General features: G+C 70.2%; 17 protein-coding genes. 15 read left to right on the top strand and 2 right to left on the bottom strand.

Going from position 1 to position 19,170, the window contains the following annotated elements; translation table 11 throughout:
• Positions 1-25: 25 nt before the first annotated feature.
• Positions 26-1,090 (top strand): LLM class flavin-dependent oxidoreductase, encoded by a 1,065-nt coding sequence (locus WYM_RS10590; RefSeq protein ID WP_019180809.1) that lies wholly within the window; start codon positions 26-28, stop codon positions 1,088-1,090.
• A 45-nt stretch (positions 1,091-1,135) separates the two neighbouring features.
• On the opposite strand, the gene pheA is transcribed toward WYM_RS10590, so the two are convergent.
• A complete protein-coding gene (gene pheA, locus WYM_RS10585; RefSeq protein ID WP_019180808.1) occupies positions 1,136-2,116 on the bottom strand; it encodes a prephenate dehydratase in 981 nt (326 codons plus the stop codon).
• A gap of 214 nt (positions 2,117-2,330) precedes the next feature.
• Here pheA and pgm point away from each other — a divergent pair, with 214 nt between their 5' ends.
• Positions 2,331-3,974 (top strand): phosphoglucomutase (alpha-D-glucose-1,6-bisphosphate-dependent), encoded by a 1,644-nt coding sequence (gene pgm / locus WYM_RS10580; RefSeq protein ID WP_019180807.1) that lies wholly within the window; start codon positions 2,331-2,333, stop codon positions 3,972-3,974.
• Positions 3,975-3,996: 22 nt separating this feature from the next.
• Here the strand turns inward: pgm and WYM_RS10575 are convergent, their stop codons facing one another.
• Positions 3,997-5,046: a LacI family DNA-binding transcriptional regulator gene (locus WYM_RS10575; RefSeq protein WP_026059732.1), complete on the bottom strand. Its 1,050-nt coding sequence runs from the start codon at positions 5,044-5,046 to the stop codon at positions 3,997-3,999.
• Between the two features lie 97 nt (positions 5,047-5,143).
• On the opposite strand from WYM_RS10575, the gene WYM_RS10570 reads away from it, so the two are divergent.
• The 13 genes from WYM_RS10570 (at position 5,144) to WYM_RS10510 (ending at position 19,167) form a co-directional block, all read left to right on the top strand.
• Positions 5,144-6,265, top strand: coding sequence for a Gfo/Idh/MocA family protein (locus WYM_RS10570; RefSeq protein ID WP_019180805.1), 1,122 nt, complete (start codon positions 5,144-5,146; stop codon positions 6,263-6,265).
• Positions 6,258-7,181, top strand: coding sequence for a PmoA family protein (locus WYM_RS22210; protein ID WP_019180804.1), 924 nt, complete (start codon positions 6,258-6,260; stop codon positions 7,179-7,181). The genes WYM_RS10570 and WYM_RS22210 overlap by 8 nt, the downstream gene beginning before the upstream one ends.
• Positions 7,178-7,909: a cupin domain-containing protein gene (locus WYM_RS10560; protein WP_019180803.1), complete on the top strand. Its 732-nt coding sequence runs from the start codon at positions 7,178-7,180 to the stop codon at positions 7,907-7,909. The genes WYM_RS22210 and WYM_RS10560 overlap by 4 nt, the downstream gene beginning before the upstream one ends.
• A gap of 47 nt (positions 7,910-7,956) precedes the next feature.
• On the top strand, positions 7,957-8,103 hold the full coding sequence (locus tag WYM_RS21745; protein WP_019180802.1) for a hypothetical protein: 147 nt from the start codon (positions 7,957-7,959) through the stop codon (positions 8,101-8,103).
• Between the two features lie 129 nt (positions 8,104-8,232).
• Positions 8,233-9,243, top strand: a complete 1,011-nt coding sequence (locus WYM_RS10550; protein WP_019180801.1) for a LacI family DNA-binding transcriptional regulator — start codon at positions 8,233-8,235, stop codon at positions 9,241-9,243.
• A 95-nt stretch (positions 9,244-9,338) separates the two neighbouring features.
• Positions 9,339-11,129: an ABC transporter ATP-binding protein gene (locus WYM_RS10545; protein WP_019180800.1), complete on the top strand. Its 1,791-nt coding sequence runs from the start codon at positions 9,339-9,341 to the stop codon at positions 11,127-11,129.
• 264 nt (positions 11,130-11,393) lie between these two features.
• Positions 11,394-12,476 (top strand): Gfo/Idh/MocA family protein, encoded by a 1,083-nt coding sequence (locus tag WYM_RS10540; protein WP_019180799.1) that lies wholly within the window; start codon positions 11,394-11,396, stop codon positions 12,474-12,476.
• Complete coding sequence (locus WYM_RS10535) at positions 12,476-13,471, top strand: family 43 glycosylhydrolase (RefSeq protein WP_019180798.1); 996 nt, start codon at positions 12,476-12,478, stop codon at positions 13,469-13,471. Before WYM_RS10540 ends, WYM_RS10535 begins: the two co-directional genes overlap by 1 nt.
• Before the next feature lie 129 nt (positions 13,472-13,600).
• Positions 13,601-14,908 carry an ABC transporter substrate-binding protein gene (locus WYM_RS10530; RefSeq protein ID WP_019180797.1) on the top strand — a complete coding sequence of 436 codons (1,308 nt, stop codon included), beginning with the start codon at positions 13,601-13,603 and terminating at the stop codon, positions 14,906-14,908.
• A gap of 318 nt (positions 14,909-15,226) precedes the next feature.
• Positions 15,227-16,528, top strand: a complete 1,302-nt coding sequence (locus tag WYM_RS10525) for an ABC transporter substrate-binding protein (protein WP_019180796.1) — start codon at positions 15,227-15,229, stop codon at positions 16,526-16,528.
• Positions 16,529-16,593: 65 nt separating this feature from the next.
• Positions 16,594-17,589 carry a carbohydrate ABC transporter permease gene (locus WYM_RS10520; RefSeq protein WP_026059729.1) on the top strand — a complete coding sequence of 332 codons (996 nt, stop codon included), beginning with the start codon at positions 16,594-16,596 and terminating at the stop codon, positions 17,587-17,589.
• Positions 17,586-18,515 carry a carbohydrate ABC transporter permease gene (locus WYM_RS10515; RefSeq protein WP_019180794.1) on the top strand — a complete coding sequence of 310 codons (930 nt, stop codon included), beginning with the start codon at positions 17,586-17,588 and terminating at the stop codon, positions 18,513-18,515. Before WYM_RS10520 ends, WYM_RS10515 begins: the two co-directional genes overlap by 4 nt.
• A gap of 4 nt (positions 18,516-18,519) precedes the next feature.
• The gene (locus WYM_RS10510; protein WP_019180793.1) at positions 18,520-19,167 is read left to right on the top strand and encodes a DUF624 domain-containing protein; all 648 of its coding nucleotides are present in this window, start codon (positions 18,520-18,522) and stop codon (positions 19,165-19,167) included.
• The last annotated feature ends 3 nt before the right edge of the window (positions 19,168-19,170 follow it).

The raw sequence follows: 19,170 nt of genomic DNA, 5'->3' as shown, positions 1-19,170 counted from the left end.
CCGGGGCGAGGGGTTGCACCTCAGGATGAGTACCGCAGCCCCCGCCCCGGCCCTGTCCATCCTCGACCTGGTCCCGGTCCGCTCGGGTCAGACGAGCGCGCAGGCGGTTGCGGCATCCCTCTCTCTCGCCGAGACCGCCGATCGGCTCGGCTTCCGCCGTTTCTGGTTCGCCGAGCACCACAACATGCCGGCCGTCGCGTCGACGACGCCACCGGTCCTGGCCGCCGCCGCCGCGGCCCGCACGTCGCGCATCCGCCTGGGGTCGGGCGGCGTGATGCTGCCCAACCACTCCCCGCTGGTCGTGGCCGAGCAGTTCGCAGCGCTGGAGTCCATCGCGCCGGGGCGCGTCGACCTCGGCATCGGCCGCGCACCGGGATCGGACCCGGTCATCACGCAGCTGCTGCGCCAGACCGGCACGACGAGCGACGTCGAGCGGTTCCCCGAGCATGTCCGCGACATCGTGTCGCTCGTCTCGGCCGACGGCGCGAGCCTGCGCTTCACCAGCGGCGGCACCTACGACGTGCACGCCACCCCCGCCGCCACGACGGTGCCGGAGGTGTGGCTTCTCGGCTCGAGCGACTACTCCGCCCAGCTCGCCGCGTCGTTCGGCCTGCCGTACGTGTTCGCGAACCACTTCTCGGGCGAGGGGCTCGAGCGTGCGCTCGAGCTCTACCGCACGCAGTTCCAGCCGAGCGAGACGCTCTCGGCGCCCCGCACGTTCCTCACCGCGAACGTCCTCGTCGCGCCCACGGACGACGAGGCCGAGGCGCGCGCCCTTCCCAACCTGCGCATGACCGCGCGCCTGCGGACGAACAAGCCGCTGGTGCCGCTGGAGACCGTCGAGGAGTCGATCGCCCGCGCCGCCGACTTCGCCGGGCTCGGCGAGACGTTCATGACGTCCGCTCGCGCGAAGTGGTTCGTCGGCACACCCGAGGCCGTGGCATCCGATCTCCGCTCCTTCGCCGCCCAGCACGGCGTCGACGAGGTGATGATCTCGCCGATCGCGGGGTCGTACGAGAACGAGCCCATGGACGTCTCGCCCGGCCGTACCCAGACCCTGGAGCTGCTGGCCGCGACGATGTCCCTCTGAGTCGGAGGTACGGGGCCACCCGGAGGATGTGCGGAGCCGGTCGCTCTACTCCTGGTCCCCCGGCTCCCCGGAGATGAGGCCGCGCAGCCAATCGCGGGCCTCGACGAACACGTCGTCGGAGTATCGGTCGGGGTAGTGGACGACTGCCCGATCGGCTCGTGGGTACGAGCCCAGGAAGATCACCTTCGGGCTGAAGCGACGCAGCCCCAGCAGCGCGTCGGCCATGCGCTCGTCGAGAATGTGGCCGTCGGCGTCGACGACGAAGCGGTACCGGCCGAGGGCGTCGCCGATCGGGCGCGAGGCCAGCAGCGACAGGTTGATGCCGCGGGTGGCGAACTGCTCCAGCATCTCGAGCAGGGCGCCGGGGTGGTCGTCAGGCAGCTCGACGATGAGCGAGGTCTTGTCGGCCCCGGTGGGCAGCGGCGGCGAGACGGTGCGGCTCACCAGCACGAATCGCGTGACCGCGTTCGCGTTGTCGCCGATGTTCGAGGCCAGGAGCTCGAGCTCGTGGTGCTCGAGGATCCCGGGCGGCGCGATCGCGGCATCCGCATCGCTCGACCCGTCGATGAGGCCCATCGCACTGGCGACGTTGCTCGAGGCCGGCACGTGGGCGTGCGCCGGCAGCGCCTGCGACAGCCACTGCAGGCACTGCGCGTACGCGACGGGATGGGCGGCGATGAGCCCTGCGTCCTCGAGGCGCGCGCCGGGGCGCCCGACCAGCACGAACTCGACCGGAACGAGGTACTCGCCCACGATCCGCAGGCCCGGAACGGTGGCGAGCGCGTCCTGCGCGGTCGAGACGCCGCCGTCCACCGAGTTCTCGATCGCGATCATCGCCGCGTCGGAGCGGCCCTCGACCACGTCCGCGAGCGCCTCGGCGACGTTGCGCACCGAATGCCACGCCTGCCCGCGCGCCTCGGGCACCTGCGCGAGCGCGGCTTCAGTGAAGGTGCCGGCTGGGCCGAGATAGCTGTACGTGCGGCGGGCGGGGGCGGATGTCTCGACGGAGACGGCCTCGGAAGTCACGCGTGCCAGCCTATCCGCGTTCACAATTCAGTCTCCTCTCGCGCCGCGACGTGGCCGAGCCCCGTGATTCCGGCAGTTTCTCCGCCATCTCGCGCGATAGGGACTGAATACCGAACACATCTTGCCCGGTCCTCCGCCATCCGAGTCGTACAACGCGGCTGCCGCCGGTGCAACCTTCGTGCGCGGGTGCCGTGCGAAGGGCAGACTGGACTGTATGACGCGCGCAGGACAGCCGGCCGAAGCCTCCGACCTCATCGACATCGACGAGCTGATCGCGGCGTACTACGACCTCAGCCCCGATCCGAACGTCCCCGAGCAGCGAGTCGCGTTCGGCACGAGCGGCCACCGTGGCTCGAGCCTGTCGTCGAGCTTCAACGAGACCCACATCCTCGCCACGACGCAGGCGATCGTCGACTACCGGCGCGGCCAGGGCATCGAAGGCCCGCTGTTCCTCGGACGCGACACGCACGGCCTGTCGCTCCCGGCCGAGCGCAGCGCCATCGAAGTGCTCGTGGCCAACGGCATCGACGTCCGCGTCGACTCCCGGGACTCGTGGGTGCCGACGCCGGCGCTGAGCCATGCAATCCTGACGCACAACCGGGGAATGGATGCCGCGGACCCGCGCCGCGCGGACGGCATCGTCGTCACCCCCAGCCACAACCCGCCGCGCGACGGCGGCTTCAAGTACAACCCGCCCAACGGCGGCCCGGCCGACACCGACGCCACCGGATGGATCGCCGACCGCGCGAACGCGCTCATCGCGGCGGGTCTCGAGGGTGTGCAGCGCACGCCGTTCAAGGACCTCGACGCCGACACGATCGGCGAGTACGACTTCCGCGACGCGTACGTGCGCGACCTCGCGAACGTGATCGACATCGACGCCATCCGCGCCTCGGGCGTCCGTATCGGCGCCGACCCGCTCGGCGGCGCCTCGGTGGAGTACTGGGCGCTGATCGCCGAGGTCCACGGCCTCGACCTCACCGTGGTGAACCCCGACGTCGACCCGACGTGGAAGTTCATGACGCTGGACTGGGACGAGAAGATCCGCATGGATCCGTCCTCGCCCTCGGCGATGGCGGGGCTGATCGGGCGGCGTGATCAGTACGACGTCCTCACCGGCAACGACGCGGACGCCGACCGCCACGGCATCGTGACGCCCGACGCCGGCCTCATGAACCCGAACCACTATCTGGCCGTCGCGATCGACTACCTGTTCTCGCACCGCGAGGGGTGGCCGACGGATGCCGCGGTCGGCAAGACCCTCGTCAGCTCGATGATCATCGACCGCGTGGCCGCATCGCTCGGCCGTCCGCTCCTCGAGGTTCCGGTGGGCTTCAAGTGGTTCGTTCCCGGGCTGCTCGACGGCACCGTCGCCTTCGGCGGCGAAGAGTCGGCCGGTGCCTCGTTCCTTCGCCGGGACGGCTCGGTGTGGACGACCGACAAGGACGGGATCCTGCTCTGCCTGCTGGCCGCCGAGATCCTCGCGGTCACGGGCAAGACGCCGTCGCAGCGCTACGCCGAGCTCGAGGCCGAGTTCGGGGCCTCGGCATACCAGCGCGTGGACGCGCCGGCCTCCCCCGCGCAGAAGGCCGCGCTCGGCAAGCTCGCACCCGAGGCGGTCACCGCGACCGAGCTGGCCGGCGAGCCGATCACCGCGAAGCTGTCGCACGCGCCCGGTAACGGCGCCGCGATCGGCGGGCTCAAGGTGCAGACCGAGCACGCGTGGTTCGCCGCCCGACCATCGGGCACCGAAGACGTCTACAAGCTCTACGCCGAGTCGCTGCGGGGGCCCGAGCACCTCGCGCAGGTGCAGGAACAGGCCCGCGCCGTCGTGACCGAGGCGCTCGGCGACGCGTAGATCGAGCCGTCCGGGTCGCGGGTCAGTACTGTGGCGCCGGACCGGTGGACTCGCGCCAGATGACGCGGTGCACCGAGCCCTCGGGCGTTGGCGGCTGCGGCTGGCTGCGGATCGCTGCGACGACGCGTCCCGCCGCCTCGGCTCCGATCCGCTCGTAGTCGGCGTCGACGGTCGTGAGCGCGGGAGAAAGCAGCGCACCCAGCGCGTGATCGTCCCATCCCGTCACACTGAGGTCGTGCGGCACGCGCCAGCCCCGCTCGGCCGCCGCGCGGATCGCCGCCGCCGCGACGACGTCGTTCGCCGCGATGAGTGCCGTGGCGGCGGGGCGCTCGGGGTCGAGTTCGGCGAGAGCGTCGACGGCGTCGCGGCCCGACTGCGCCGACCAGTCACCGTCGTGCACCAGCACCCTTTCGAGCCCGAGTCGACGCACGGTCGCATCGAACACCTCGAGCCGCGACCGTGCGGAGGGGAAGGCGAGATCTCCGGTGATGTGGGCGAAGCGCCGATGCCCGTCCGTGGCGAGACCCTCGACGAGATCGGCCACCGGGGCGCCGTCGGCCAGTCCCCCGATGGTGCGCATGCGGTCGTCGTAGTCGGCCGAGGCGAGCACCACCGTGCCGTCGAAGGTTCCGAGCGCCCCCTCGGCGGTCGGCGCGAACGAGAGGATGCCCTCGAACTGCCCCGACACCGCCAGTTCGCGGATGCGCTGGGCACGTTCGGCGCTGTCGCCCTCGACGCTGACGACCTCTACCGCGAAGCCGGCGTCGTGCGCGACCTGGACGGCCGATCCGATGAGACGGCCGGGGCTCCACACCGGCGACCCCGGGAAGACGATCGCGAGCCGTCCGGTGCGCCGCGTGCGCATCGATCGGGCGATGAGGTTCGGGGTGTAGTCGAGCTCGGCGATCGCCGCTTCGATCGCCTGCACCGTCGCCGGCTTCAGGCCCCCGTTGTGCCGGAGGTAGCGCGACACTGTCTGGTGCGAGACCCCGGCGAGCCGGGCGACGTCGCGCAGGGTGGCGCTGCGCCCGGCCGCGAGCGGGTCCGCCGCAGTCGCGGTGTCGTGTGTCATCGTCGCCTCCGACGTCCGCGGCTTGACGGTCCACGGCATCCGCGACTACGGTAGCACGCGAATAGTGAACGTTCACCTTTGCGAAGGAGCAATCCGCATGACCACCGCCCCCCTCCGCGTCGCCGTCGTCGGCGCCGGCGGCATCGCCCGTGGCATCCATCTTCCGGCCCTCGCGGGCATGCCCGGCGAGGTGGAGATCGTCGCGGTGGTCGACGTCGAGGGCGACCGTGCCCGTGATGTCGCTGCCGAGTTCGCGGCGCCGCTGGCCTACACCGATGTCGACGCGATGCTCTCCGCCACGCGCCCCGACCTCGTCGTGGTCGCCACGCCGCCCGGCGCGCACAAAGACGCGACTGTGGCGGCGTTGCGGGCGGGCGCGTGGGTGTGGTGCGAGAAGCCGCCGACGCTCTCGCTCGCCGACTACGACGAGATCGCCGCGGAGGAGGGAGCGAACGGCCCCTATGCGAGCTACGTCTTCCAGCACCGGTTCGGGTCGGCGGCGCGGCGCCTGCGCCGGCACGTCGAGGAGGGCACGCTCGGCGCCGTCCGCGTCGCGCAGTGCCACACGCTCTGGCACCGCGACGACGCGTACTTCGAGGTGCCGTGGCGCGCCAAGTGGGCGACCGAGGGCGGCGGGCCGACGATGGGCCACGGCATCCACCAGATGGACCTCGCGCTCTCGATCCTCGGCGACTGGACCGAGGTCACCGCGATGATGGGCACCCTCGCCCGCCGCACCGAGACCGAGGATGTCTCGGCGGCGATCGTGCGGCTCGAGTCCGGCGCGATGTGCGTGCTGACCAACAGCCTGCTCTCGCCGCGAGAGACCAGTCAGCTGCGCTTCGACTTCGACGACGCCACCGTCGAGGTCGAGCACCTGTACGGGTATGACAACTCCCACTGGCGCTGGACGCCCGCGCCCCACGTCGGCGATGCCGAGCCCGCCGGCTGGCTGCCCGACGCCGACGAGGCGAGTTCGCACGCCGCGCAGCTGCGGGTGCTCGTCGACGCGTTCCGCCGGGGGGTGCGCCCGCCGGCCAGCGGCGATGACGGCCGGCGCAGCCTGGAATTCATCGCCGGCATGTACAAGTCGGCCATCGAGGGCCGGCCGGTCCGCCGCGACGAGCTGACGCGCGACGACCCGTACTACGGCGCCATGCACGGCGGAGATCCGGATGCCGCAGCCCGCGCCTTCGCGAAGGAGCCCGCCCGTGTCTGACCTCCGCATCGCCCTGCGAGAGACCGAACTGACCGTCACGATCGCGGGCGTCGACATCGCGCGATACGCCTTCGATCCGGGCGGCGCGGCATCGGAAGGACCGAAGCCCTTTCTGCACCCGGTACGCGCACTCGACGGCGCGCCGCTCTCGGCGTTCCGGCCCTGGGACCACCGCTGGCACAAGGGCCTGCAGATGACCTGGACGCACGTCTCGGGCGAGAACTTCTGGGGCGGCCCGACCTATCGGCGCGACACGGGCTACCAGCCTCTCGACAACGTCGGCCGCATGCGTCACGACGGCTTCACCCGTGTGATCGAGTCGGGCCCCGAGGTCTCGTTCACGCAGGAGCTCACGTGGATCACACAGGGCGGCGAGACCTGGGTGTCGGAGCAGCGCACCCACCGCTTCCATGGCGTCGACGCCGATCGCGGCCTGTGGATGCTCGACTTCTCGACCACGCTCCGCAATGTGTCGGACCGCGACCTCGAGTTCGGCAGCCCGACCACCGAGGGGCGCCCGAACGCGGGCTACACCGGTTTCGTGATCCGGATGCCGCGGGCCTGGACCGGTGCGCGCGTGCTGGCCGGCGGGCTCGGCGACGGCGCCGGCGCCGACGCCGTCATGGGCGCGGAGGCGCCATGGGTCGCGGTCTCGGGCGAGCACGACGAGCTCGACGGCGGGGGCACGGTACTGGTTTTCGCCGGAACGTCGTCGACGAGCGCGCACCCGGCACCGCCGCTGAAGTGGTTCGTCCGCAGCGAGCCCTTCCCGATCGTGGCGCCGTCGCCGTCGTTCGACGAGCACATCGTGCTGGCGCCGGGAGACGGGATCTCGCTCTCGCACCGGCATGTGTTCGGCGACCGCGTGTGGACGCCGGACGAGACCCGTGCGATCGCCGAGGAGCTTCAGCCGTGACTCCTCTCTTCCCCGGCGGCGTGGCCGTCAGCGGACTGCAGGTCTACGACTGGGAAGCCGAGGATTACTGCCGAGGAGGCTCGCCGCACCTGCACACCGCCTCGACCGAGGGCTATGTGGTCACCGCCGGCGCGGGAGAGGTGCACACGGTCTCGGCCGCAGGCCGCGGCATCCGTCCGCTGCACCCCGGTGAGGTCGTGTGGTTCTCGCCCGGCACCGTGCATCGGCTGGTCAACCACCGGGAACTGGAGCTGGTCGTCGTCATGCAGAACGCCGGGCTGCCCGAGGCCGGGGACGCGGTGCTCACGTTCCCGGCCGACGTGCTCGACGACCCCGCGGCCTACGCCGCCGCCGCCGCGCTTCCCGTCGACAGAGGCGAGGACGAACGCGCCGCTGCCGCCCGGGCGCGCCGGGACCTGGCCATGAGCGGCTATCTCGAGCTGCTCGCCGACCTCGAGACCCGCGGGACCGCCGCGCTCGCCGACCTGCACGCGCGGGCCACGCGGCTCGTGCAGCCGAAAGTCGAGCACTGGCGGCGAGTGTGGCAGTCGACCGTCGAGGCCGAGACGGCGCGGACCCGTGCACAGCTCGACCAGCTGGCGAGCGGGGCGCCGGGCCTCATGGCCGATGCAGCGGTCGAGCGGGGCGAACCTCGCGAGGGCCCGCGTGCGTTCGGCATGTGCGGGCGGCTGCAGACCTGGGCTTGGCCCGAAGTGGCCGACGTGTAGTGTCAGCCCCACAGGGTCACCGCGGCTCTCAAAGGAGCGAGAACCCCATGGGCGACAAGTCCACGCGCAAGGAAAGCGGCAAGACGGCACCGGCGAAGACGCTGAAGGAGAAGCGCGTCGCCAAGGCGGACAAGCGAGCGGCGAACAGCCGCGCGGCTGAGACCGACACCGTCACGAACATCAAGAAGCGCTAGAGCCCGCTCGGTCGGCTTCGCCGCGACGCGGGGCCGGCCCTCCGCCGAACCGCCTCGGGTAAACGCCTACCATGGGTCGCAGCAGAGCCGCATCCGGCTCGACGATTCACGGCGCTGACGGAGGCGAACATGAAGCGGGTCGGCATCCGCGATGTCGCCGAGCGCGCCGGCGTCTCGATCAGCACGGTCTCGAACGCGCTGAATCGTCCGCAGATGGTGAGCGAACGACTAGTCGAACGCGTCCGCACGGCCGCCGACCAGCTCGGCTACGTGCCGCTGCAGGCGGCGCAGCAGCTTCGCGCCGGACGCAGCGGCCTGCTCGGGATGACGGTGATCAACATCGCCAACCCGTTCTTCGCCGACATGGTCGCGGGAGCCGAAGACGCCGCGTCCGCCGCCGGGCTGCGCGTTCTCGTCGGCAACTCGAGCGATGACATCGCCAAGGAGCGCGACCACCTCGAGCTCTTCGAGCGGGTGCAGGTCGAAGGCGCCCTGGTGAGCCCGTTCGGGCCGCTCGAGCCGTGGCTGCAACGGCTGCGCGGCCGCGGCATCCCGGTCGTGCTGGTCGATGCGGTCGACGACACCGGTGAGCTGCCGTCAGTATCGTTCGACGACGTCGGCGGCGGCCGGCTCGCAGCCGAGCACCTGCTGTCGTCGGGTCGCCGCCGGCTGGCGTTCGTCGGAGCCCGCGGCGAGGTGCGACAGGTGCGCGAGCGGCTCGAGGGCGCGCGCCGGGCGGTCGCCGCGCATCGGGGTGCGACGCTCGAGCCGATCTGGACCACGGGCTCGACTTCGGCGCTCGGCCTCGCCTTCGGCGAGCAGCTGGCCGAACTCGATCCGTCGAGCCGGCCCGACGGGCTGGTCGTCTCGAACGACCACCTTGCGATCGGGCTCGTGCACGGGCTCATCTCCCGCGGCGTCCGCGTGCCCGACGACGTCGCCGTGGTCGGCTACGACGACATCGAGTTCGCTGCGATCGCCGCCGTGCCGCTGACCTCGGTGCGTCAGCCCGCGCGTGAGATGGGACGCACGGCAGCCGAGCTTCTTCTCGCGCGCATCTCGGGCACCGCCGGCGCCGACCTCGGCAACATCGTCTACGAGCCGGAGCTCATCGTGCGGGCCTCCACCGCCGGCATCTGACGGAGCGGACTTCCGCCGGCGAGCCCAGTCCTCACCGACATGATCCGTTCCGGCGGACCGCGGCCGCGGCATCCGTCGTTACGATGTAACCCATCATGGCGCAGAAAGCGTTTACCGGAACATCCACCGGCACCATCCGCATCGTCCAGAGTCCCCGGCCCGCGCGGTCGGTGATGCGGCTGCTCCTGCGCCGGCCGGGCAGGCTGACCATCGCGCTCCTCGCGTTCGCGTTCAAAGAGATCCCGCTGTGGTTCCTTCCGGTCGTCACGGCTGAGATCATCGACCTCGTCGCGACGGGCGGCGAGGTGTCGACCGTGCTCGTGTGGTTCGGGATCGCGGCCGTGCTGCTGCTGCAGAACTATCCGAACCACATCCTGTACACGCGCAACTTCATGACGGTCGTGCGCGACACCGGCGCCGACCTGCGCAACGCCCTGGCCGCGCGGCTGCAGAGCCTGTCGATCGGCTACCACACGCGCGTGAGCTCGTCGATCGTGCAGACCAAGGTCGTGCGCGACGTCGAGAACATCGAGTTGATGCTGCAGCAGGTCACGCACCCGCTGCTGTCGGCGACCATGGTGCTCATCGGCGCGATCGCGATGACCGCCATCGCCGTGCCCGAGTTCCTGCCGGTGTACGCGCTCGCGGTGCCGATCGCGCTCGGCCTGCGCTGGGCGCTGGGGCGGCGATCGCGCGCGCGCAACGAGGTGTTCCGCCGCGAGGTGGAGGGCTTCGCAGCCAGGGTCGGCGAGATGGCCTCGCTCATCCCGGTCACGCGGGCACACGGTCTCGAGCAGACCGCCGTCTCGCGCGTCTCGGCCGGCGCCGACGGCGTGCGCCGCGCGGGCCTGCACCTCGACATGCTGAACGGCCACGTCGCCTCGATCTCGTGGGTCACGATGCAGCTGCTCGGGCTCGGATGCCTCGTGCTCGCGGCGGTCTTCGCGCTCACCGGCATCCTTCCCATCACGCCGGGCGAGGTCGTCCTCCTGTCGACCTACTTCACCCTTCTCACGCAGGGCCTGACGCAGCTGCTCATGCTCATCCCCGTCGGAGCCCGCGGCATGGAGTCGATGCGCTCCATCTCGGAGGTTCTGCAGGAGCCCGACCTCGAGCAGAACGAGGGCAAGGTCACGGTCGGGCGCGTGAAGGGACACCTGCAGCTCGAGCATGTGAGTCACCGCTACGACGGGTCCGACCGGGACGCCGTGCACGACGTGTCGCTCGACATCGAGCCCGGTGAGACGGTGGCGTTCGTCGGGTCGTCGGGCTCGGGCAAGTCGACCATGCTCAACCTCGTGCTCGGGTTCGTGCGGCCGACATCTGGGCGCATCCTGCTCGACGGGGACGACATGCAGGGGCTCGATCTGCGCTCCGTGCGCCGGTTCGTCTCGGTGGTGCCGCAGGAGTCGGTGCTGTTCGAGGGCACCATCCGCGAGAACATCGCCTACGGCCTGCCCGATGCCACCGACCAGCGCCTGCGGGCGGCCCTGCGCGACGCGAACGCCGCCGAGTTCGTCGACGCGCTGCCGGACGACTGGAACACGGTGGTCGGCGAGCGCGGTGCGCGGCTGTCGGGAGGCCAGCGTCAGCGACTGGCGATCGCCCGCGCGCTCGTGCGCGATCCCCGGATCCTGCTGCTCGACGAAGCGACGTCGGCGCTCGATCCCGAGTCGGAGGAGCTCGTGAAGGACGCGCTCAACCGCCTGATGCGCGGCCGCACGACCCTTGTCGTCGCGCACCGCCTCTCGACCATCCGCCAGGCCGACCGCATCGTGGTGCTCGAGCACGGTCAGATCGTCGAGCAGGGTCCGCACGACGAGCTGCTCGGCCTCGGCGGCCGCTACGCGCACCTGCACGCAACCCAGTCGGGCCTCCCCCGCTGACTCCGGCTCGCCCCATCCGGAAACCGGAGGCGTCGCACCCTTCCGGGGACGAGGCGCCTCCGCGATCCGGGAACGGTCTCGGCGTCCGGTTTCCGGATCCGCGCAGCGTGGGTGGAAGACCGCGGTCCCACGTCGGCGCGCCTTCGTCGCGAGGCGCGCCGCCGCGAGCGATTCGAGCGAACCGACTGGGATAGCGCTTTCCAGCGAAACGTTTTAGGCTGGCGGATGCCGCGGGCCGCGGCATCCGGAATCGAAGGGGCTCAGATGACCGACACCCTCCGCTGCGCGATCGTCGGCACGGGCGCCATCGCGCACGCCCACGCCTCGGCGATCGCGGCGTACCCGCACGCGCAGCTCGTCGCGGTCACCGACCTGTCGCAGGAATCGGCGACGGCCTTCGCCGAGAAGCACGGACCCGCAGAGGTCTACGACGACCTCGGCGGGCTGCTCGCCGCCGCACGGCCGGATGTCGTGCACGTCTGCACGCCCCCGGCCGCGCACCGCGATCAGGCGATCGCCGCCCTGCGCGCCGGCGCCCACGTCGTCGTCGAGAAGCCGCCGGCTCCGAGCCTGGAAGAGCTGGACGACATGCGCGCGGCCGCTCGCGAGGCTGAGCGCGAACTCGTCGTCGTGTTCCAGCAGCGGACCGGAACCGCCGCCGCGCACGTGAAGAGGCTGCTCGACGACGGCGCCTTCGGGCGACCGCTGATCGCCCAGTGCCAGACGCTCTGGTACCGCGATCCGGCTTATTTCGCCGTGCCGTGGCGGGGGAAGTGGGAGACCGAGGGCGGCGGCACGACACTGGGTCACGGCATCCACCAGATCGACCTGCTCGCCTATCTCCTCGGCGACTGGGAGAGCGTGCAGGCACAGCTGTGGCGCCTCGATCGCGAGACGCAGACCGAGGATGCCTCGACCGCCACGATCGCGTTCGCGAACGGCGCGGTCGCCTCGGTCGTGACGAGCGCGGTGTCGCCGCGGGAGATCAGCTCGATCCGCATCGACACCCAGCGCGCGACGATCACGGTCGAGCATCTCTACGGGCATGGCCACGAGAACTGGTCGATCACTCCGGCCCCGGGTCACGAGGCCGAGGCCGCCGAGTGGGCGCTGCCCGAGACCGAGGAGCGCAGCGGTCACGAGCCGCTCATCCGCGAGGTGTTCGATGCGCTCCGCGCCGGGGCTCCTGTCCCGGCGATCGTCACGGAGCCGGCGCGGTCCTTCGAGGTGGTCGCCGCGATCTACGCATCGGCCGCCGCCGGCGGCGCCGTGGTGACACCGGACGTCCTTGCCGCGCACCCCACGCACCGCCGCAGCTTCGCCAGCCCGGTCGCGGACCGGCGGTGATGCGGGCCGGTCTTCCGGAAAGCTCCGGCGGCGGCGACCCCGACCTCGACGCCCCTGCGCCTCGGGAGGTCTACCGCGACCCCGTCTACGACGGAGCGACGGATCCGACGGTCGTGCGGGATCCCGACGGCGGCTTGTGGATGTTCTACACGCAGCGACGCGCGACCCACCCCTCCCCCGGCCCCGGCGTGGCATGGGTGCATGGCTCGCGCATCGCCGTGGCGCGAAGCGCCGACGGCCACGCGTGGAGCTACGCCGGCACGCTCGAGCCCGAGGCGTCCGGGCTGACACTGCGGCCAGGGATGCCGCCGGCGCTCGTGGACCGCACGCATTGGGCACCCGAGGTCATTCACGACGGCACGCACTGGCGCATGTACCTGACCGAGATCGACGGGGTGCCGGCGCGGTGGGAGGGGCACGAGCGCCGCATCGTCGAGTACACCTCGGACGACCTGCGCTCCTGGTCACGCCGGGGCGCACTCGCTCTGGCCAGCGACCGTGTGATCGACGCCGCCGTCGCCCGCTGCCCGGATGGCCGGTGGCGGCTCTGGTACAAGGACGAGGCCGCCGGCTCGGTGACGGGTGTCGCCTCGTCGCACGATCTCGACAGCACCTGGCGGCTCGACGGCACCGCGATCGACGGGCGCCCTCACGAGGGTCCGTTCGTCTTCGCGCTCGGCGGCTGGTGGTGGATGCTCACCGACGAGTGGCGAGGGATGGCGGTGTACCGCTCCTCCGATGCGGTCACGTGGGAACGCCGAGGGGGGACGGATGCCGTCATCCTCGGCGAGAGCGGTCCTCCAGCAGCGGGCATCCAGGTCGGGCGCCATGGCGCCGTTCTCGTCGAAGACGAGGTGGGCCGGCTGTTCTTCTTCTCGCACCCGTGGTGGGACGGAAGCGAGCTCGAGCACACGACGGACCTGGCGCATCGTCGCAGCGCCGTGCACGTCGCCGCACTCCGGGTCGAACACGACGAGCTTCACTGCGAGCGCTGAGCGCGTTCGCCCAGGGGACGAGCGTCGAATGCTTGACCAAATAGTGATCGTTCACTATTCTCGGGTATCCACAGTGAACGTTCACTTTCTCGCCGCCCACCGCGCATCGCCGCGCCATAGGAGGAACCGATGACCCGCTCGAACCGACTCTCGCGCCTGACGCTTCCGGTCGCCCTCGCCGCCCTCGCGCTCTCGGGGTGCGCGGGCGTCCAAGCACCTCAGAGTGCGGCGACCCTCGATCCCGACGAAGAGGTCACGATCGATTTCAACTACTGGGGCAACGACGTGCGCGCCGAGCTCTACAACGAGGCGATCGACGCCTTCACCGAGGAGCACCCGAACATCACCGTCCGCACGTCGTTCCTCAGCTGGACCGAGTACTGGGAGAAGCGGCAGACCGAGGCCGCCGGCGGCGGCCTTCCCGACGTCATGCAGACCGACATCAACTATCTGCGCCAGTACGCCCAGAACGGTCTTCTTCTCGACCTCGACCCGTACCTGGACTCGGTCATCCAGACCGACACCATCGCTGCGGGCGTGCTCCAGAACGGCGTCGTGGACGGCGCGACGATCGGCATCCCGGTCTCGACCAACGCGCTCGGGATGTTCGTGAACCCGGGCCTGCAAGAGGAACTCGGCATGGAGGCCTTCACCGGCGGCGACTGGGACGACTACGAGGCGTGGCTGGTCGATGCGCGTGCCGCCGCTGCCGACGCGGGACGGCAGGCGTGGGGCGGAGCGAACTTCGCGAGCTCCATCCAGGTCTTCGAGATCATGCAGCGCGCGAAGGGCGAGGACCTCTTCAGCGAGGACGGCGAGCCCAACTTCACGCGCGAAGACCTCGCCGAATACTGGTCGACCGGCGTGCCGCTCATCGAGGACGACGTCGTGACCCCGCAGAAGCGCTTGGAGGAGCTCCTGCCGCTGACCGCTTTCGATGCCGCCGAGCAGGTGTCGGAGATCACCTGGGACACGATGGGCGCAGGCTACCTGGCCAACCTCGGCGAGGCCTACCCCGAGCTCGAGATCGTCGCGCCTCCCGTGACGGTGGAGGGTGCGAAAGACCTCTACCAGAAGGCGGGCATGCTGCTCTCGGGAGCCGCGACCACCGATCACCCCGAAGCGGTCGCCGCGTTCATCGACTTCATGACGAACAGCCCTGAAGCGGGCGCGATCTTCGGCACGAACCGCGGAATTCCCGCCTCGTCGTCCGCGCTCGAAGCTGCAGACATCACCGGCATCAACGCACAGGTGCTCGAGTACGAGGAGTCGATCTCGGATCGCCTCGGCGACGCGCCGCCGGTTCCGATCGTCGGCTACGGCCAGATCGAGCAGGAGTTCCGCACGATCAGCCAGGAGATCGGCTTCGGCACGATCACCGTGGACGCCGCGGTCGAGCGGCTTTTCGCCGAGATGGACGTCGCTCTGCAGAACTGAGTCTGCTCGGTGGCAGAGGGTACGCCGGCCGCACCGGCAGGTCAACGGGCGCCCCGCAGGGGGTTCGGCGGCGGCATCCTCCTCTGGAAGGCCGGCTGACGTTCAGAGAAGCGAATCGACGAGTGCCCCAGCCGCGGCCGTCGTTACTGAATCGTTCAAACGGATCGAGGAATCTCCTTGCGAAACGTTTTTACGTCGGGTACCGTTGCGGGCAAGCGCTTTCCAGATCTGCACCCGAGGAGGCGCCCACACACTGCACCATCGGACGACGAACGTCTCACGTGGCACACGGACGCAGACGTTCAAGAGAGGACAAAGATGTTCAGCAAGAAGCGGGCATCCGCGGCAGTCGCGATCGCGACCGGCGCCGCCCTGGCCCTGGCCGGCTGCGCCGGCGGCAGCGGCGGCGCCCCCGACGCCGAGCCGACGTTCAACCCCGACGAAGAGGTCTCGCTCGATCTCGCGTTCTGGGGCAACGACGTGCGCGCCGAGCTCTACAACGAGGCGATCGCCGCGTTCAACGAGGAATACCCGAACATCACCGTCAACGCCAGCTTCCTCGGCTTCCCGGAGTTCTGGGAGAAGCGCCAGACCGAGGCGGCGGGCAAGAACCTGCCCGACGTCATGCAGTTCGACTACTCGTACCTGCGTCAGTACTCGCAGAACGGCCTTCTGCTCGACCTGAACCCGTACCTCGGCAACATCATCGAGACCGACGCGCTGCCCGAGAACATCCTCGGCATCGGCGTGGTCAACGACGCCACCACCGGCATCCCGACGTCGACGAACGCGTGGGGCCTGTTCACGAACCCGGTGCTGCTCGAGCAGGCCGGCGTCGAGAACTTCGAGGGCGGCACGTGGGACGACTACACCGAGTGGATGGGCGAGGTCACCGACGCTTCGGGCGGCACGGTCTGGGGCGGCAGCGACTTCACCGGCCGCATCCAGAACTTCGAGCTGCAGCTGCGCGCCGAGGGCGGCAACCTCTTCAACGAAGACGGCACCCCCGGCTTCGACGAGGAGCGCCTCGCCGAGTTCTGGGAGTCGGGGCAGGATGTCCGCGACGGCATCGGCGTCCCCCAGCAGCGAGTGGAGGAAGTGTTCCCCCTCAGCCCGTTCGACACCGCGATCACCGCGAGCGAGCTCACGTGGGACAACTTCGGTTCGGGCTACCTCGGCAACCTCGGCGAGGGATACACCGAGCTGAACCTCGTCGCTCCCCCCATCACCGAGGAGGGTGCCAAGGACCTGTACCTCAAGCCCTCGATGCTGCACTCGATCTCGGCCTCGACCGAGCATCCCGAGGCCGCAGCGACCCTGGTGAACTTCCTGGTCAACTCGCCCCAGTCGGGTGAGATCTTCGGCACCAACCGCGGCCTGCCGGCCTCGGAGACCGCCCTCGAGGCGGCGGAGCTCGACCCGCTCAGCCAGCAGGTCGCAGACTATGAGGCATCGATCGCCGACCGCCTGGGCGACGCGCCGCCGGTCCCGATCGTCGGCTACGGCTCGCTCGAGGAGAAGTTCCGCCAGCTCGGCACCGAACTGAACTTCGGCACCGTCACGGTCGACGAAGCCGTCTCGCAGTTCTTCGCCGAGATGGACGTGGCCCTGGGTCAGTAAGTCCCCTCCGGGCCCGGTCGCACCGACCGGGCCCGGATCATCCTCATCACCATCGGAGAGTTCCTGTGAGCACCACAGCCACCCGAGTGATCGTCACGGGCGAGAAGGCCTCGCGTCGGTCGCTGGTCCGAAAGTCCCGTCCGGAGCACCGCGAACGCCCCGGGGCGCGGGGCCGCGAGCGCCGCGAGACTCTCGCCGGCTACGGGTTCCTGGTGCCGTGGCTCATCGGCTTCTTCGGCCTCACGCTGATCCCGATGGCGTACTCGCTGTATCTGTCGTTCACCAGCTACAACATCTTCTCCCCGCCGCGGTGGATCGGGCTGGACAACTACGTCCGGATGTTCACCAGCGACCCGAACTTCATGCAGTCCGCGCAGATCACTCTGATCTACGTGCTCGTCGGCACCCCGATCACCCTGGCCGCCGCGCTGGGCGTGGCGATGCTGCTGAACTACCGCGACCGCGGCGCCGGCTTCTTCCGCTCCGCGTTCTACGCCCCGTCGCTGATCGGCGGCTCGGTGAGCGTCGCGATCGTGTGGCGCGCGATGTTCGGCAACGACGGGCCCGTCGACAACTCGCTCAGCTTCTTGGGCATCGATCTCGGCGGCTGGATCGGAAATCCCGATCTGGTGCTGCCCGCGATGATCCTCCTCGCGGTGTGGCAGTTCGGCGCGACCATGGTGATCTTCCTCGCCGGCCTCAAGCAGATCCCGAAGGAGCTGTACGAGGCGGTCGAGATGGACGGCGCCAACGCCTGGCACCGGTTCCGGGCGGTCACGATCCCGATGCTCTCGCCGGTGATCTTCTTCAACCTGCTGCTCGGCCTGATCGGCGCGTTCCAGGTGTTCGCGTCGGCGTACATCATCTCCAACGGCTCGGGCGGCCCGGCCGGCATGACGAACTTCATCACCCTCTACCTCTACAAGCGGGGATTCAGCGACGGGCAGATGGGCTACGCCGCCGCGATCGCGTGGGTGCTGCTGGTCGTCGTCGCCATCATCGCCTTCATCCTCTTCCGCACGCAGCGCTCCTGGGTGCACTACTCGGGAGACAACCGATGACCACCACATCCTCATTCGGCGAGAACGCCCTCACCCTCACCGAGAATCAGGTCGACCCCGACCCGAAGACCTCGCCCCGCCGTCGGGTGAAGCGCAAGACCTGGCAGACCGTGATCTGGTTCGTCGTGCTGCTCGCCCTCACGGCGATCGTGCTGTACCCGCTGGTGTGGCTTCTGATGTCGACCTTCAAGCCCAACAGCGAGTTCGGGTCCAACACGGGCCTGCTCCCCAACGCTCCGACCATCGACAATTACGTCAAGGTGATGGAGGGCATCGCCGGCGTGCCGATGTGGCGCTTCTTCGCCAACAGCCTCCTCATCGCCGTCGGCTCAGTCATCGGCACCGTGCTCTCGTCGGCCCTGGCCGCCTACGCCTTCGCGCGGATCCACTTCAAGGGACTCGGCATCCTGTTCGCGGCGATGATCGGCACCCTGCTGCTGCCGTTCCACGTCGTGATCATCCCGCAGTACATCATCTTCAACTCCCTCGACCTGGTCGACACGTTCTGGCCGCTGCTGCTGCCGAAGTTCCTCGCCACCGAGGCGTTCTTCGTGTTCCTGCTCGTGCAGTTCATCCGCCAGATGCCCCGCGACATGGACGAGGCGGCCCGCATCGACGGCGCCGGCCACCTGCGCATCTTCTGGTCGATCATCCTGCCGCTGATCAAGCCCGCGCTCATCACGTGCTCGATCTTCGCCTTCATCTGGGCCTGGAACGACTTCCTCGGGCCGCTGCTGTACCTCACCAGCCCCGAGAACTACCCCCTCCCGATCGCGCTGCGCCTCTACAACGACCAGACCTCCACCAGCGACTACGGCGCGACCGTCACCGCGTCGTTCATCGCCCTGCTTCCGGTCCTGCTGTTCTTCCTGGTCTTCCAGCGCTTCCTCGTCGACGGCGTCGCCACCCAGGGCCTGAAGGGATAGCGCCGTGAGCCGCCGCGAACTGCGCGCCGCGAAGCGCGCCGACGCCTCGGGCAGCGGCCCGGTGCTCGACGAGCGCCCCGCCGCGCGGTTCCCGGGCGCGACCGGCGCCTTCGCGCTGTTCGGCGAAGTGCTGCTGACGGGACTGCTCGTCACCGCCGCCGGAATCGCGGTCATCACCCTTCCCGCCGCACTGGCCGCCGGCATCCGTCACCTGCGGCGCTATGTCAACGCCGAGGCGTCGCACGCGAAGATGTTCTGGCACGACTGGCGCAAGGCGCTGCCCGGCGGACTCGTGGTCGGCGTCGTCGCTCTTGTCGCCGCGCTCATCCTGGTGCTCGACATCGACCTCGCCAGCTCCGGGTTCCTCCCCGGCGGCCCCGTGATCGCGGTGTTCGGCTGGGCCGGCCTCGTGGTCGGTGCCGTGGCGCTGCTCGCGGCCACAGCCGCGTGGACGCCGGAGCGCGGATGGCGGCCCGCGGTCCGCGGCATCCCGTCCGCCCTCACCGCCGACCCGGTCGGCACGCTCTACCTCACGGCGGCTGCGGTGCTCGTGGGTGTCGCCACGTGGATGCTCTTCCCCCTCCTCATCCCGGCGCTCGGCTGCGTCGCGCTTGCCGTCGTCGCCGTTCCGGTCCGTCGCGGGCGCGGCTGAGGG

The organism is Microbacterium yannicii PS01 (assembly GCF_000304335.1).
In the GTDB taxonomy this organism is placed as follows: Bacteria; Actinomycetota; Actinomycetes; order Actinomycetales; family Microbacteriaceae; genus Microbacterium; species Microbacterium yannicii_A.
The sequence above is the reverse complement of the archived record's forward strand: the minus strand, read 5'-3'. Positions and strand labels throughout refer to the sequence as shown.